9 protein-coding genes and 2 riboswitches are annotated in these 17,305 nt (G+C 35.3%); of the genes, 2 read left to right on the forward strand and 7 right to left on the reverse strand.

Annotated elements, in window-relative coordinates; translation table 11 throughout:
• Positions 1-9: 9 nt before the first annotated feature.
• A complete protein-coding gene (locus tag JFU18_RS13420) occupies positions 10-3,591 on the reverse strand; it encodes a non-ribosomal peptide synthetase family protein (RefSeq protein ID WP_201034652.1) in 3,582 nt (1,193 codons plus the stop codon).
• A gap of 141 nt (positions 3,592-3,732) precedes the next feature.
• Positions 3,733-5,475, reverse strand: a complete 1,743-nt coding sequence (locus JFU18_RS13425; protein WP_061676165.1) for a methyl-accepting chemotaxis protein — start codon at positions 5,473-5,475, stop codon at positions 3,733-3,735.
• A gap of 140 nt (positions 5,476-5,615) precedes the next feature.
• Positions 5,616-5,700, reverse strand: a riboswitch (cyclic di-GMP riboswitch).
• Between the two features lie 282 nt (positions 5,701-5,982).
• Here JFU18_RS13425 and JFU18_RS13430 point away from each other — a divergent pair.
• Positions 5,983-7,296: an anaerobic C4-dicarboxylate transporter family protein gene (locus JFU18_RS13430; RefSeq protein WP_002029556.1), complete on the forward strand. Its 1,314-nt coding sequence runs from the start codon at positions 5,983-5,985 to the stop codon at positions 7,294-7,296.
• A gap of 117 nt (positions 7,297-7,413) precedes the next feature.
• Here JFU18_RS13430 and thiE read toward each other — a convergent pair whose 3' ends face one another.
• Together thiE and thiM are read right to left on the reverse strand one after the other, a co-directional pair.
• Positions 7,414-8,073 carry a thiamine phosphate synthase gene (thiE, locus tag JFU18_RS13435; RefSeq protein ID WP_002139484.1) on the reverse strand — a complete coding sequence of 220 codons (660 nt, stop codon included), beginning with the start codon at positions 8,071-8,073 and terminating at the stop codon, positions 7,414-7,416.
• 13 nt (positions 8,074-8,086) lie between these two features.
• The gene (thiM, locus tag JFU18_RS13440; protein ID WP_002140242.1) at positions 8,087-8,896 is read right to left on the reverse strand and encodes a hydroxyethylthiazole kinase; all 810 of its coding nucleotides are present in this window, start codon (positions 8,894-8,896) and stop codon (positions 8,087-8,089) included.
• A gap of 72 nt (positions 8,897-8,968) precedes the next feature.
• Positions 8,969-9,078, reverse strand: a riboswitch (TPP riboswitch).
• A 228-nt stretch (positions 9,079-9,306) separates the two neighbouring features.
• Between thiM and topB the strand changes: the two genes are divergently transcribed.
• The gene (gene topB / locus JFU18_RS13445) at positions 9,307-11,496 is read left to right on the forward strand and encodes a DNA topoisomerase III (RefSeq protein ID WP_201034651.1); all 2,190 of its coding nucleotides are present in this window, start codon (positions 9,307-9,309) and stop codon (positions 11,494-11,496) included.
• 38 nt (positions 11,497-11,534) lie between these two features.
• Here topB and JFU18_RS13450 read toward each other — a convergent pair whose 3' ends face one another.
• The 3 genes from JFU18_RS13450 to JFU18_RS13460 all read right to left on the reverse strand — a co-directional run bounded on the left by JFU18_RS13450 (position 11,535) and on the right by JFU18_RS13460 (position 17,135).
• A complete protein-coding gene (locus tag JFU18_RS13450) occupies positions 11,535-14,396 on the reverse strand; it encodes a YhgE/Pip domain-containing protein (RefSeq protein ID WP_201034650.1) in 2,862 nt (953 codons plus the stop codon).
• 305 nt (positions 14,397-14,701) lie between these two features.
• Positions 14,702-15,493, reverse strand: a complete 792-nt coding sequence (locus tag JFU18_RS13455) for an endonuclease/exonuclease/phosphatase family protein (RefSeq protein ID WP_085308901.1) — start codon at positions 15,491-15,493, stop codon at positions 14,702-14,704.
• Between the two features lie 4 nt (positions 15,494-15,497).
• A complete protein-coding gene (locus JFU18_RS13460) occupies positions 15,498-17,135 on the reverse strand; it encodes a PTS transporter subunit IIBC (protein ID WP_002016687.1) in 1,638 nt (545 codons plus the stop codon).
• Positions 17,136-17,305: the final 170 nt, after the last annotated feature.

Here is a 17,305-nt window from a genome sequence, read left to right on the forward strand (position 1 = left end):
GCCTACATATCATTTCATTATTTTTGGAAAATATCCAACTTCTTCACCATGAGCTAATAATTGCTGAATAAATTCTTTATTAATCGCTGGCACTACCAGTTCTTTTTTCTTAATCCATTCATTCGTTCTACGAGTACCCATTACAATTTCAGATTGCTGTGCTCCATCTCCTGCAACTTGAGAAGCAATTAGCTCTGCTATTACTTCATCTTCCTTCGCTAATATAAGCCCCATATTTATATATTGTGAGAGTGGAACCATTTCAAGATTGTATCCACATTCCTCAATTAGCTTTATAAAATGTTCAAATTCAATTTGATATGGGTGACAGATGTGTAACGTCTCTCCTACAATTTTTTGATCTTGTAAATACGATACAATCGACTTACTGGCAAAGTCAATTGGTGTAAAATCAACCTTCCACTTCACATTTGGTGCCTTTCCAATTAGAAGCATCGTTTTAATAAGACGATAAAATGCATTTCCTTCAATGTTTTGTTGGAACGAACCCGTTTCTGAATGACATGCTAGGTTACCTGCACGATAAATATTCCCTTGTATGCCGCTCTTCAAAGCTTCACGAACAAGATTTTCCGCTTGTAGTTTACTATCGGAATACACATTCTCTAACTCTACATTATAATTGAAATCACCTGTTTCCATATATGTATCCCATTGCTCTACCGCTAAATCTATTGGAATACCAATTGTAGAAATAAAGTGGAATGTAGCACCATTCTCAGCTAATGCTAGCATACGGCCCGTGCCTTGGACATTCACATTTTCAAATTGTTTTACATCTCCAAAATGTCTTACATCTGCACCACAATGAATTACCGTATCAATCTTAGAACTAATTAAAGTGAATTCCTCTTCGCTCATCCCAAGATACTCTTCTCCGAGATCACCAGGTACAGCCTGTATACGCTGTAACCACTCTTCACATATATCATTAAAGTAACTTGCCAATGTATCGATAATTCTTTGCTGCACATCTTTTGTCGGCCTTACTAAACAATAAATAGTAGCAGATGTATCTCTCAGTAATTCATATAATATGTGCGACCCCAAATAACCAGTAGCTCCTGTTAAAAAGACATTTGAAATGTGGATGTCTTCCAAAGCATTTGAATAAGTAATGGTATCCGGTTCATGAATCACCTTATATTCACGGAACACTTCTTCTGTCTCTACTTTTACTTCTCTCTCAATTCTAGCTAATCCATATATCGTTCTTTCTTTAAAGAAATCCTGAATTGTTAAGTGTGAAAAATCTTCTTTTAACAATGTTAAGACTCGTAATACCTTCAATGAATGTCCACCAATTGTAAAGAAATCATCATGCACTCCAATTTTTGAAACCCCTAATACCTCCGCCCAAGCGTTCGCTATCTGTTTTTCTGCTTTAGTAGAAGGCGCAACATATTTTTGTAGACGGATCGGCTCGTACTTTTCTTCTAACTGGGCTAACTTCTTAACATCAATCTTTTTATTTGGTGTAAGTGGTAGTTCATTAATATAAATTAGTTTAGATGGCACCATATAATCCGGTAACTGCTCTTGTAGCTGATAAACTAATTCTGGTATTTCCTTTTTGTTTAAAGTTGTATAGAATGCAATTAAATATTGGCTACCTTCCTTACTCTTCTTAGCAAAAACAGCATTTTCTTTTATATTATGATCTTGAGAAATTTTACTTTGAATTTCTCCTAATTCAATACGATGTCCTCTAATCTTTACTTGATCATCTTTCCGATGTAAAAACTCTATATTTCCATCTTCTAATAGTTTAACTATATCACCTGTTTTGTATATATTGACTATAGGATTAAAAGGGTTTGGAATAAAAGCTTCAACTGTTTTTTCAGGCTTATTAAAATACCCCTTTGCTAATCCTACTGAATCTATATACAATTCACCAGGTACACCAATTGGACAAAGATTCATATTCTCATCCAAAATTATAACTTGATAATTAGCACATGGCTTACCAATTGGGATACTCGCATCATCCTCATTCAACTGACTAGGTATTTGATAGGTTGTTGTCACTACAGTACATTCTGTTGGTCCGTATACATTATGAATTTCAACATTTGTACCTATTCTTTCTCTCCACAATTTAATAACCTCTACAGGCAACATTTCACCGCCAATAGCAATTCTTTTTAAGGAAGCTAGCTTATATACATCTTCTTTTGCTAAATAAGTTGCTACTTGTCGAACAAAAATTGTCGGCAACGCCAAGATTGAAGTCGCTTTTACTTTATGGATTGCAGTTGCAAATGCTTCTACAGACAATCGCTGTTCCTCTAATAATACATACAAGTTTCCTCCGCAAAATAAAGAAGCGAATGACTCCCATACAGAAGCATCAAAGCTAAAGGAAGGAAATTGTGCAAATACATCTTCTTCTTTCAATTCATATTGCCTTTGCATCCAAGTGTACAGGTTAATAACACCTCTATGTGCTAACATCGTTCCCTTTGGATTTCCTGTTGAACCAGATGTATAGATCATATATGCTACATCATCACAATGAATAGACAACTTTACATCTGTAGCCTCACAAGTTTCACTATCATAAATTGAGACAGTTTGAACCTCATCACATGTTATAGGTGTTTCTTTCATTAAAATAACTTTCGCTTGGCTATCTTGAATAATGTACTGAATTCTACCTTCTGGATAATCTGGATCAATTGGAACATACGCTGCACCAGCTTTCAATATGGCCACCATACTTACTACTGTGTCTATGCTACGTTTCATAAATATTCCAACATAGTCGCCTAACTGCACACCGTTCTTAATTAACAGATGGGCTATTTGATTACTTTTTTTATTTAGTTCCTCATATGTTAAAGTACCCTCTTTTGAAGATAAAGCTGTACGATTCGGAAATTGAGTAACAGTTTTGTAGAACATATCGACAATACTTTTCTCAGGGTATACTGCTGTCGTGTCATTCACTAGATTATAAAGTGCCATCTCAGCCTCTGTAATAATATTAAAATGCTTTATATACTTACTTGTATTTTGTAATGCATCAATTAAAACACCATTTATTTGTTGTGCATAACGAATAATTGTTGTCTCTTTCCAATTAACACTATTAAATATCATTTCTACACTTTGCATATTTTTATTCAATACAAATTGTAACGTATTCTTGTCTTGTAAATCATAATACGTTTCACCAATAATAATAGGTGAAATTTCAGATGAATTATTACTGTTTTGAAACTCTCCTATTTCTTCCTCATTCATTTCTTGGATTTGTTCCACTTGCTCTACAATCTGCAAATTCAAACTTTCATAGGAGAGATAATTAGAAACTTCAATAGTAATAGGAAATAAACTTCCTCTTGTATGATAGAGCACGATAATGTGCTTTTCTTTAGAAATATGATATAACCACGTTGCAGTTGCTCCTATTAAATCTACAATATGAGTCAGTTTTGGAAATGGTATAGTTTTTCCTTTTATTCTAAACTCCATCTCCTGCGCATCTTTAGGTATCTTAATACTTCCTTCTACTTTTCCTAAAAATTCTTTTACCATCTCATTATAAGAAATCGTTAATTTCATATTTATGTAAATTCCTTTCCTAAATATAATAAAGGTGTGAAAATCCACACCTTTTTTCATCCCGTATTTACAGGCAGATTGGTTCAATTCATAATCAGAGAGCTGGATAAACCAACCCCTGATTAGAATTTCACTTTCTCCTTATTCGCTTTTAAACTCACCAATTAGCTCTTGTAATTCCTGAGAAAGCCAACTTAAAGAAGTCGCCAATTCTGCAATATCTTGTACTGATATTTCTTGCTCCTTCATACTTTCTTCAACATTACTACTGCTATTCGCATAAGTATTCGCAATATGTGATAATTCATTTACGACTTGAACGATATTCTGGCTATTTTGTAAAATATCACCTGAGTTGCTAGAAACAGCCCTAACTTGATCTGTAACAGACTGTGCTGACTTTGAAATTTTCTCGAAGAACGCACCACTACTTTGAACAAGAGTAATTCCAGATTCTACTTCTTTTGAACCTTTCTGCATTGAAACTACAGCCTCTTCTGTTTCAGCCTGCGTTTCACTAATTAATGTCGCTATATCTTTCGCTGACGTTTCAGTTTGTTCTGCTAATTTGCGCACTTCATCAGCAACAACTGCAAACCCTCTTCCAGCTGCTCCAGCACGTGAAGCTTCAATAGAAGCATTTAAGGCTAATAAATTTGTTTGATTTGAAATACCTGTAATTACAGTTACAATATCACTAATTTCTTTTGACCTTGTTTCTAACGAATAGATGATAGAAGATAAATCTTGTACTGCATTTTGGATTAAACTCATTTGATTAATAATTTGTCCAATGACTTCATTACCTTCAATTGAATGTTGCTCCATACCTTCTGAAGCAACTGCAACTTGTTTCGCAGCCCCAGTTATCTCTTCTACCTTATTTTCCATTCCATGTACAATTCCTAGGCATTGTTGTACTGAAGTTTCTTGAGATTGCGCTCCTACTCTTAAACCTTCAATAGAACTTGCAATCTCTTGAACTGCCATACTGTTTTCCTCTGTACTTGCCGACAATTCTTGTGAAGAAGAAGAAACTTGCTCAGCAGTCTGTCTTACTTTATCTATAATCCCTTTAAATTTATCAATCGTATTATTGAAATATACATTAATAATTCCAATATCATCTGGTCTTTCTTTTAATTTAATACTTAAATCACCTTCACCAATCTTACGTAATCCCTCTCGTAAATCTTTTAATGGAGCTAACGAGTGACGTACGATAAAGAATTGAGTAATAGTTGCCATTGCTAATGAAATAATAATAAAGAGTATACCCTGTATCACAAAATTCTTCTTTGTACTAGGAACGATAGAAGCATCTAAGTCAGCCGCAACAATTGCAACAATATTGTTTTCTCCATCTGTAATTGGCTCTAATATTGTCACCCACGAACCTAATTCATCTTCATATACTTCTGTCATCTGAGCCTTTTTCGTATCCATCACTTTATCGTATGTATTCATCCAATGAGCGGGTTGTTCATAATAATCTCCCGGCTTTACAGGGACTGCATTTGTTAACTCTGTAGTCAAACCAACGAGTTGTAACTCTCGCTTTTCATTCGCTTTTGCTCCTGTAACATACGTTTGTCCAACACTTTTCAATTCTTTTGATACTTCATCTAATTGCCCTGTTAACTTTTCTTTTTTCACTCTTTCGGCTGTAGGATCTTTCGTCATGTCTCTAACTAATTCTACATCCAGTTTTTTTAGCACTATCTCTCCCGTTTCAATAGACTGTCTTTCAAATAAAGACATCATACTATTTTGAAACATGTTAAAGCTTAATGCACCCATACTTCCAACAAGCGTCAAAATAACTAAGACAGTCAATAAGACGTTCTTTTGAAGAAATGATAACTTATGCCAATACTTTTTCACTAATATTCACCTTCCTTAATTATCAAAAATAAAAACAAAAAAACAAAATATACGAATATTTTGTTTGAAAATGATTCTCAATATGTTCGAGAATAAAAAAAGACCAATGTAAAAGCATTGGCCAAGACCAACCCTATCCGTCCGGCAACTGGCTAGCGTAGCCTTTCGACCTTAGCTCCTGTAGTTTTGCGTCCTCATGTTTCCATAAGTTTGCCTTTCTCGCTGAACGAGTTGAACGATATGGGAGTTCTATGAGAATTACAATATTCTCTTTCAAAGATTACAACATAAAAATTAAAATGTCCACCCATTTGTACATATAAATATAAAGTTTTAACGGATTATTTTTTCGAAATAATTTAACAAAGTACGTGAATGTTACATTTCTTGTGTTATATAATAAAAAACGTATATAAAATAAGGATTATCACGGATATTTATTTAATTTTCATTCAAATTAAATTATTCGAATATATCTTAACTTACGAATTTCGGAGGTAGTTTATCATGTTTTGGCTACAATTTCTTACGTTACTACTCTGCATTTTTATTGGTGCACGCCTGGGCGGAGTTGGTCTAGGAGTAATGGGTGGCGTTGGTATGGCAATACTTGTTTTCGTCTTCCACTTACAACCTACAGCTCCTCCTATTGATGTAATGCTTATGATTTTAGCAGTAATTACAGCTGCCGGTGCTTTGCAAGCTGCTGGAGGAATGGATTACCTTGTCTACCTTGCTGAGAAAGCATTACGAAAAAATCCAAAGCGCATTACATTTTTTGCTCCTATTGTTACTTATTTATTCACGCTATGCGCGGGAACTGGTCATGTCGCTTATTCTGTACTTCCCGTTATCGCCGAAGTATCTCGCGAATCAGGAATTAGACCTGAACGACCAATGTCAATTGCCGTTATCGCCTCCCAGCAGGCAATTACAGCTAGTCCAATATCGGCTGCAACAGTTGCACTTTTAGCAATGTTAGCCGACTATAAAATCACCTTGTTAGATATTTTAAAAGTCAGTATCCCTTCTACTTTTATTGCTTGTATGGTAGCTGCATTCGTTGCTAGTAAAATGGGAAAAGAATTAAATGAAGACCCTGAATACTTGAAGCGATTAAAAGAGGGAATGATCCCTAAACTTGAAGAGAAAAAAGAATTTGCGGGTGTAAAAGGCGCTAAATTATCAGTTATCCTTTTCCTAGTAGGAACTTTCCTTGTCGTACTTCTTGGTTCATTTGAAGCCCTTCGTCCGGGATGGATGGTTGACGGGAAGTTAGCTCGTCTTTCCATGCCAAACACAATTGAAATGGTCATGTTAACCATTGCTGCTCTTATTATTATTTTCTGTAAACCAAATGTGGAAAGCATTGTAACTGGTAACGTCTTTAAAGCAGGCGCAACAGCAGTTGTTGCTATTTTTGGTATCGCTTGGATGGGTGATACTTTCTTCAACGGAAACTTAAATATAATTCAAGGATCAATTCAACACTTAGTGACAAGTGCACCATGGCTATTTGCTATTGCACTATTCATTCTATCTATTTTACTGTATAGCCAAGCAGCAACAGTTCGTGCTTTAGTGCCACTCGGACTATCACTTGGTATTCCGCCGGCATTACTTATTGCGATGTTCCCTGCAGTAAATGGATATTTCTTCATTCCAAACTACGGGACAATCGTTGCTGCAATTAACTTTGACCGTACTGGTACAACAGGAATTGGTAAATATGTTTTAAATCATAGCTTTATGATTCCGGGCCTGATCGCAACCTTTACTTCTATCGGAATTGGAATGCTCTTAATTTCCATTATGTTTTAAAGAAAAAGCACAAACCTTTATTTAAAAAGGTTTGTGCTTTTTTAATCAAACGTTTGTTTAAACTTTTTTGGCAGTCTATTCCTCCATATAGCATTTAAAATATTACATGGGCTTTTTCTACAAACTTTTATTTACTTCTTCAGCTAATTTCCTCGTACTTTCATAAGCAGATTCCGCTAAACTAATTGCTGAAATAACTGAAACACCGTCCGCACCCGCTTCTATAACCGCAGCTGTATTTTCAATTGTAATCCCACCAATACCAACAATCGGCATTGTAATTCCTTGTTCTCTAAAATGAGCTAAACCTTTCGTTCCTTGCACAGCTTTCGTATCTTTTTTTGTACTCGTTGGGAAAATAGGGCCAACTCCTAAATAATCAGCCCCGTTTTCAATTGCAAAGCGTGCTTCTTCAATTGTATGGGCAGATACACCGATAATTTTATCTCCCATCTTTTCACGAACAGATGTAATTCCTTCATCATCTTGTCCAACATGCACGCCATCTGCATCTAACTCGAGGGCTAGTTCCACATCATCATTTACGATGAATGGTACACCGTACTCCTTGCAAAGCGCTTGTAGTTCTTTCGCAAAATCAATACGTTTCTCTCCCGTTAAAGCCCCTTCTCCCTTTTCACGAAGTTGAAAAATTGTTATACCACCTTCTAGTGCATCTCTCAATACTTGTAGTGGCTCCTTCGTACAATTGTTACTTCCCATAATAAAATATACTGGTAATAACCTAGACATTTCAGCCTTTGTAATACGCGGCATCTAGTTCCCCTCCTTACTGTATAACCTCAATCTTTCCATACTTCTCAATATCATCTGAAGTTGTATTCGCTAACTGATTTAAAAATTCAATTTGAAAGCTTCCTGGTCCATTCTCTACTGTTTTCGAAGCCGCTATTTCTGCTGCTACTCCATAGAATGTTAATGCGGCTACTGCTGCCTTTACATAATCCTTTTCTACCGCTACAAATGCTCCTATTACAGAAGTTAGTAAACAACCTGTTCCCGTAACTTTCGTTAAAATAGGATGTCCATTTCGAATAAGAATAGTTCGCTCTCCATCTGTAACAACATCTTCTTGTCCAGTAATTACCGCAACTGTATTTAATTCATCTGCTGCCTGTTTAGCAATATTTACAACATTACCGTTGCCAGTACCAGCGTCTACACCTTTAATTTCCCATTTCTCATTAATAACGTTAGCTATTTCAGCTGCATTTCCGCGGATAACAGCTAAATCTATTTCAGCTGGAATATATCTCGCAACTTCTGTTCGATAAGAAGTTGCTCCTGCCCCAACTGGATCAAACAATACTGGTACATCATTCTTATTTGCTGATTTACCAGCAAGTAACATCGCTTCTACCTCTTCAGGACGAAGTGTACCCATATTTAAAACAAGGGCTCCCGCAATGCTAGCCATTTCTGCTACTTCTTCTTTTGCATACGCCATTACAGGTGATGCTCCTAATGCTAACAAACCGTTTGCTGTAAAATTTGTTACAACAACATTTGTAATATTATGCACGAGTGGATTAGACTCTCTCACCAAATCCACTACTTTACTAATTTCTTTCATATTCATCCTTTTCATCTCCTAACTATAGTGATGGGAGATACACAAAAAGGCACTTTGCGCGTACGCAAAGTGCCTGAACATGTGCTTTTACACTCTCCCTACGCTGGCATTATCCAACAGGTTCAAATGGTCAATGACGGACTAGTCATACTCTCAGTTTGCATCCACAAACTCCCATGTGTTTATTATTCATCTACTTCAAAGTCTACTCTTATTCTAGTAAAATAACAAGTTCTTTACTTTTATAAAATGATAGGGATCAGAACTCTCCGGGTTCAACCATTCTTCGCCTTTATATAAGTAAAACTCTCACACGTATATTTCACCACAAATAACTCAAACCGTCAGCAAGACTGAATAGAACAAAGATGTATGCTATATTTAACGTATGGAAATTTGAAAGGATGTTTTTAAATATGGCAAAAAGTATTGTAATTGCTGAAAAACCTTCTGTTGCACGTGATATCGCACGTGTACTGAAATGTGATAAAAAAGGAAACGGCTATCTTGAAGGTAGTAAATATATTGTTACTTGGGCTTTAGGTCATCTCGTTACATTAGCTGATCCAGAAAGCTATGATGTGAAATATAAACAGTGGAATTTAGAAGATTTACCAATGCTACCGGAGCGTTTAAAACTAACCGTTATTAAACAAACAGGGAAACAGTTTAACGCTGTAAAAAGTCAGCTTCTTAGAAAAGATGTAAATGAAATCATTATAGCTACTGACGCCGGTCGTGAGGGAGAGTTGGTCGCACGCTGGATTATCGATAAAGTTAAAATGCAGAAACCGATTAAACGTCTATGGATTTCATCTGTTACCGATAAAGCAATTAAAGATGGCTTCGCAAATTTAAAACCAGGAAAAGCATATGACAATCTATACGCTTCGGCTGTCGCACGTTCAGAGGCTGACTGGTATATCGGGCTTAATGCGACTCGAGCATTAACTACTCGCTTTAATGCACAACTAAATTGTGGTCGTGTTCAAACACCTACTGTAGCCATGATTGCAAGCCGTGAAGATGAAATCAAACATTTCAAAGCTCAAACTTACTATGGTATCGAAGCTCAAACAGCTGAGAGATTAAAGCTAACTTGGCAAGATACAAAAGGAAATAGCCGTAGCTTTAATAAAGAAAAAACTGATGCAATCGTGAACAAAATTAGTAAACAAAATGCTACTGTTGTAGACATTGATAAAAAACAAAAGAAATCGTTCGCTCCTGGTCTTTACGATTTAACTGAGCTACAACGTGATGCGAATAAAATATTTGGTTACTCTGCGAAAGAAACATTAAACATTATGCAAAAATTATATGAACAGCATAAAGTTTTAACGTACCCTCGTACAGATTCACGCTATATTTCATCTGATATTGTCGGAACACTTCCAGAGCGTCTGAAGGCTTGCGGAGTTGGAGAATACCGTCCTTTAGCACATAAAGTATTGCAGAAACCTGTAAAATCTAATAAATCATTTGTTGATGATAGTAAAGTAAGTGATCATCACGCAATTATTCCAACAGAGAGCTATGTAAACTTCTCAGCTTTCACAGATAAAGAACGTAAAATTTATGACTTAGTTGTAAAACGTTTCTTAGCTGTTTTATTCCCGGCCTTTGAATATGAACAACTAACATTGCGCACGAAAATTGGTGACGAAACGTTCATCGCACGCGGAAAAACGATTTTACATGCTGGTTGGAAAGAGATTTATGAAAATCGATTTGAAGATGATGATGCAAGCGATGATGTAAAAGAACAAATCTTACCTCGCATCGAAAAAGGCGATACATTAAACATAAAACTAATTGTCCAAACATCAGGTCAAACGAAAGCACCTGCACGTTTTAATGAAGCAACATTACTTTCAGCGATGGAAAACCCAACAAAATACATGGATACGCAAAACAAACAACTTGCTGACACGTTAAAGTCAACTGGTGGATTAGGTACTGTAGCTACACGAGCTGATATTATCGACAAGTTATTCAATTCGTTCTTGCTTGAAAAACGTGGTAAAGATATTCACATTACTTCAAAAGGCCGTCAGTTACTTGATTTAGTGCCAGAAGAACTGAAATCTCCTACATTAACTGGTGAATGGGAGCAAAAGTTAGAAGCTATCGCTAAAGGAAAATTAAAGAAAGAAGTATTCATTTCAGAAATGAAGAACTATACGAAAGAAATTGTTGCTGAAATTAAATCGAGTGATAAGAAATATAAACACGACAACATTTCAACGAAGTCTTGTCCAGACTGTGGTAAACCAATGCTAGAGGTAAACGGTAAAAAAGGTAAAATGCTTGTATGCCAAGATCGCGAATGTGGTCACCGTAAAAATGTATCCCGCACTACAAATGCACGCTGTCCTCAGTGTAAAAAGAAACTAGAACTTCGTGGTGAAGGAGCAGCCCAAATTTTCGCATGTAAATGTGGCTATCGTGAGAAACTTTCTACATTCCAAGAGAGACGTAAAAAAGAATCCGGCAGCAAAGCTGATAAACGCGACGTTCAAAAATATATGAAACAGCAGAACAAAGAAGAAGAACCATTAAACAATCCATTCGCAGAAGCATTAAAGAAATTAAAATTTGATTAAACAAAAAGGTTCCTACCACTATCGGTAGGAACCTTTTTTTAATGAATAATTTTACTTCCTTTTGCGTTCTCAACAAACTTTTCACTTGATTTGTTAATTGGTGTTTTCAGTAATAATGCAGCCACAACCATTATTACTACGAAAGCACTTAACACAAGTAAATCTCTAGTTACTATATCCCAAAGCATTCCACCTACTGTTTCACGAATTGCACTAATAGCATATGTGAATGGCAAGAACGGATAAATCGCTTGGAAGAATGGTGGTGTCATTTGAATTGGGAACGTACCGCCCGATCCTGCTACTTGTAGTACAAGTAAAATAATCGCCATCGATTTCCCAACGTTTCCGAAAATAGAAACGAGTGAGTACACGATACAAACAAATACTCCCCCAATAAATAAACTAAATAACACAAACCAAAACTTATCGACTACGTACGTACCGAGTAAGAATATATCTCCCATTGATACGATAAACGCTTGTGAAAGACCTATCGTTAAGAATGTTAATAAACGTCCGAAGTAAACTTCATGGCTCTTATAATTCGCGCCCTCTTCGTGTACTTCCACTGTTAATAATGAAACCATTAATAATGCGCCTACCCATAATGCAAGCACTGTATAGAATGGTGACATTGCTGAACCGTAGTTCGGCATTGCAAATAATTTATTCTCTTTTAAATTTACTGGATTTGCAAAGTAGTCACTTTGCTTTTCAACATCATTCTTTAATAAGCGTATGATGTCTTTTATATCCTCTTCAGATTCAAAATCACGAATTTTATCTGCTAATTCTTTAATCTTTTTCTCAGTCTCCGGCATTTCAGCTTTAATGTCTGCTAATTTCTTTCTACCGTCTACTAAGCCTTTTGATGAATCTTCTAGTAATTTTTTAACATCTGGAAGCTTTTTGTCCGCATCATTTAAAATTTGAGTTGTATTTTTCGACATCTCTTTTGTACGAGCAATTGCTGTATTGAAGCCTGGTACAATTTCTGCATCATACGTCGATAATACATCTGCTAATTGAGCTGATCCGCCTTTCGCAGCATTGTTAATACTTTCAATTACATCTTTTGTAGGTTTCTGGCCATTGTTAAGAAGTGTAATACCCTTATTCGTTGCCTCTACACCTTTTTGTAAACTGCTTTTCGCTTTATTTAATTTTGCAATTCCATTATTAAGGTTTTTATCACTATTTACATCTGCTAAAACCTTATTTGTGCTTTCTAGAACGGGAATCATATCATCAATTAAACCGATTCCAGATTGGAATTGACCATTTAAGCTATTTAAAGCTACTTTTGTTGAATCTAAACCGTTAACACCTTTATTTTGTATATCTTCTTTTGCTTTTTGTAAATCTGCTTTAGCACCTTCAAGGCCATTTTTCGCTTTATCGTAATCTGCTTTTGCATTATCATATGCTGCATTTGCATCAACTTTAGCTTGATCTACTGTACTAACTGCTTTTTGATAATCTGCTACAAATGTTTCATTATAATCTTTTTCAGCTTGATCAATTAACGCATTTGCTGCATCTAATTTTTGATTAGCTACATCTGTTACATCTTTCTTTACTTCTTGTCCTGTACCAATAGCATTTACAATATCTTTAATACCGTTATTTGCATTTTCCATACCGCCTTTAAGCTTCGTCAGGCGATCCACTCGTCCTTGGAAAAAGCTTTTACCAAAATCAGTCGTTACTGATTTCTGAAGTTCGGTAAATACATTAATAAGATACGAAATACCCTCTGTACGCGATTGCAATTGATCTGATACCGCATTTAAATCTTTCTTTGCTTGTTCCGGATCAAATTTTCCATTTTGCAATCCATTTACAACACTTTTCCCATAAGCCGTTCCTGCACGGGATGAACTTAAAACATTATTTACTGTTTGATTAATGCTTTGCGCTATACTCTTATAACCATCACTATTCAACTTAGAAAGGTCCGGTCTCGCTGGGAATTCAGGTAATCCATTCATTCCAGACAAATCAGGGATATTTAAATCTACACCCGGATTCATTAAAAAGTCAGTAAATGCAGCTGCGCTATCCATAACACCTTTGGCTGCTACTAAATCATTTCTTATCGTTCCTGGAGCATTCTGTAATGTTTGATCTTGTCTTGCAAAGAACTTATCTAAATTTGCCAACGCTTCTTGCCCATCATTTATTACACTCTCTACAACAGGTAGATCTTTTTGTGCTACTTTCACAATATCTTCCGCTCGAGTCGCATCATCTAACGCCTTATCCATAAGTGTATTCATTTCTGGGAACTGCGCTTCTAATTTAAATACAAGATCTTTTACTTTCTCAATACTCGGTAAGTTAGTTTCTAAATCGATTCCAAGGTCATTGAAGATTTTAAAAATCTCACCGTTTGCTGTTTTAACAAAGTTTTTACTAACCTCTTCTGTAAGACCCGATGCACCTTTAGCTGTAATTTTCGGTGCAATCGCATTTACTTTTTCATTTACATAGTAATCAAGTTCTGGTTTCTGTGGATTTTCATTCAAGACCGTTGCAATCTTTTCAGAAAAATCTTTTGGAATAGTAATACTTGCGGAATAATCTCCACGCTCTACTCCATAAATTGCTTGCTTTTCATCGACAAACTTCCATCCGAAATTTTTGTCCTTCTTAAGTGAATCCACAATTTCTTTCCCGATGTTAATATCTTTCCCTCTTAAATTTGATCCAACATCTTGGTTAGAAACTGCAATCTGGATTCCTTTCGTATTTCCGTAAGGATCCCAAGAAGCTTTAATGTTAAACCATGCATATAACGATGGTAAAATCATTAACCCTAAAACAATAACAATTGCAGCCCAATGTTTGGCTACATTCCGTAAATCTGTCTTATAAATACGCCAAATCTGTTTCATATAAGCAATCACCTAATTATATATTTTTCCTTCTTTAGAAAATGATACATACATTTTGCAATTATATCACTTTCTACATCGTGGATTAAACGAAAACATACTATTTTTCCCATTAAATATTTCACTTACTTCATTATATAACGAAATAAAAAAAGTATGCATACAAAATGACCAAATTAGTTTTACATTCAATAATAACAAATATATAGGAAATGTCATAAAAAATACAAGTATTTTCTCTTGGGAATACTTGTATTTATCAAAAAAACCTCACAGCTTTTCATTATCTGTGAGGATTTCTTCTATTATATATCTAATTGTACTTCTACACCGAAATGGTCAGAAATTACATTTCGATTTGTTCCATTAAAAATGACTTTTGAAGAATTAACTGTTTTACTTTGATTGCTTAATATTAGGTCGATTCGTAAGTTTTGTTTATTTTCATCCCAACCAGCAATCTCTCCTTGGACAGTTGTTCCTTCATCCTTCTCTATCGCTAGTTCATATGTGTCATATAAACCTTTTTGCATCATATACTCATAACCCTCTCCTTCCAAACGAGCATTGTTATTAAAATCACCCATTAAGAAGGAAAGTTCATTGCTATTTACACGCTCCATTAAACGATCAACTTGGTCTTTGAATGATTCTTCTTCATCATTCCACCAGCCAAGATGGCAAGAATAAAACGTTATATTCTTATTATTATAAGCAATTGTTGCACTTACAATTTTGCGTGTTTTCCAATACGTTGTATCCTTATTTTCTGAGACAAAGAACGTATCTTCCTTTACAATGTTGTGCTTTGTTATAATTGCTAATCCTTCTTCGTACACATCATATCCAATATGAGAGAAATCCCAAATAATATTGTATTCTTTTACATTTAATGCTCTTAACTCTTCTAGCAGTAAAAGTCCAAAATTATCTTTTTTCTTGTTACCGCATACATTTTCAGCTTGTATAGACTGACTTACTTCTTGCAATGCGATCACATCATAATCTTCTTCTTGAATTGCTTTAGCAAGATACTTTATTTTTTCAATTTGATTCTCTTCTTGCCAAGAGTGACAATTTAAAGTTAGCAATTTCATATTATTACGCACCTAACATATCTTGAATATCTGACTTTAATACGTCAGCTTTCGGGCCATATACTGCTTGTACACCTTTATCTTTTACAATAAGTCCTAAAGCACCATTTTGTTTCCATTTTGCTTCTGGTGCAACGGCATCTAAATCTTTTACTGTTACACGTAAACGTGTCATACAAGCATCTACGTCAGCAATATTATCTTTTCCGCCCAATAAATCAATAACTTTTGTTGCTAATGAACCATCTTGTACATTTCCTGTTCCTTCTGTTGACTCATCTTCATTATCAATATAGTTTCCTGCACGCCCTGGCGTTGGTAAATTGAATTTTTTAATTAAGAAGTTGAATAACGTAAAGTTAAGGCCGAAGAACACTAATGAAACAATGACAAAGTTGATTAAATCTCTCGTTAAACCTGCATTGATCATCATTGGTGTACGTGTAATTAACTCAATAAATCCAAATGCATGAACACGTAAATTAATTAAATCCGCTAATGCGAATGCAAGTCCTGTTGTAATTGCATACACAACATATAATACTGGTGCAATAAACATGAACATGAATTCAATTGGTTCTGTTACACCTGTTAAAAATACTGCTAATGCAGCTGATAAGAACATTGGTTTATATTTTGCACGTTTTTCTTTATCAACATTACGGAACATCGCAAACGCAATCCCCATTAACGCTGCCGTTGAGCCGATAACTTGTCCAGCTTTGAAACGAGCTGGTACAACGTTATTTAATAAATCGTTATATGCTTTCGTATCTCCATTTGCTAATAAGTTATTTAAATCTGTAATCCATGCAAGCCATAACGGATCTTGTCCCGCTACAATTTGTCCAACCTTTGAGCCAGTTAACATCGTATATGTTCCGCCTAGCTCTGTGTAGTTCATCGGAATCGTTAACATATGATGTAATCCAAATGGTAATAATAAACGTTCTAACGTTCCATATACAAACGGTGCAATAACTGGTGCACTATCTTTAGATGCTGCAATCCAGCGACCAAATTCATTTAATCCACTTTGGATAAATGGCCATACAAGTGATAATACAATCGCAGTGACTGTAGACCAAACAATTACAACGAATGGTACGAATCGTTTTCCATTAAAGAATGCTAATGCCTGTGGCAGTTTATTATAATTGTAGTATTTGTTATATAAAGTAGCTCCTAAGAAACCTGTGATAATCCCTACGAAAACTCCCATGTTTAATGCTGGTGCACCAAGTACAGAAGTAAAGTAATCTTTTACAAGTAAATCTCCTGCTAAAAATGAAGAAACTGTCGCTTTTGAATCCGTTAACATTTGAGCGTTTACGCCAAATATAGCTCCTGTAATTCTGTTTGTTAAGACGAATGCTAATAGTGCTGCAAATGCACCACCTGCTCGATCCTTCGCCCAAGATCCCCCAATTGCTACTGCGAATAAGATGTGTAGATTTGTAATAATTGCCCAACCGATGTCTTCCATTACTCGAGCAATGGTATGAACTGCGTTAACATCCCCAGCAGACATCCCAATTAACTTACCGATGGAAATCATTAAACCAGCTGCTGGCATTACAGCCACAACAACTAGTAACGCTTTCCCGAACTTTTGCCAAAAATCAAAAGACGTAATTTTCATCTGTTTTTCCTCCCCTTTATTTATAACAACATAATGATTTAAATTATAATTTCTGTTTCTCTTATGAAAACGATTCCTTATGTTTCTTTTTTCTCTTTACGCAACCGTTTTCATAAATCTATTTTAATAAAAGCGTTTTCACATTGCAATAGAAATTTATTTTTTTTCAT

This window comes from Bacillus sp. TH22 (assembly GCF_016651015.1).
Lineage (GTDB): Bacteria > Bacillota > Bacilli > Bacillales > Bacillaceae_G > Bacillus_A > Bacillus_A mycoides.

Bases quoted from the DNA above. Each gene is read 5' to 3' on its own strand.
- JFU18_RS13450 (WP_201034650.1), bottom strand. From the start codon at position 14,396: ATGAAACAGATTTGGCGTATTTATAAGACAGATTTACGGAATGTAGCC.
- JFU18_RS13420 (WP_201034652.1), bottom strand. From the start codon at position 3,591: ATGAAATTAACGATTTCTTATAATGAGATGGTAAAAGAATTTTTAGGA.
- thiE (WP_002139484.1), bottom strand. From the start codon at position 8,073: ATGCCGCGTATTACAAAGGCTGAAATGTCTAGGTTATTACCAGTATAT.
- thiM (WP_002140242.1), bottom strand. From the start codon at position 8,896: ATGAATATGAAAGAAATTAGTAAAGTAGTGGATTTGGTGAGAGAGTCT.
- JFU18_RS13455 (WP_085308901.1), bottom strand. From the start codon at position 15,493: ATGAAATTGCTAACTTTAAATTGTCACTCTTGGCAAGAAGAGAATCAA.
- JFU18_RS13460 (WP_002016687.1), bottom strand. From the start codon at position 17,135: ATGAAAATTACGTCTTTTGATTTTTGGCAAAAGTTCGGGAAAGCGTTA.
- topB (WP_201034651.1), top strand. From the start codon at position 9,307: ATGGCAAAAAGTATTGTAATTGCTGAAAAACCTTCTGTTGCACGTGAT.
- JFU18_RS13430 (WP_002029556.1), top strand. From the start codon at position 5,983: ATGTTTTGGCTACAATTTCTTACGTTACTACTCTGCATTTTTATTGGT.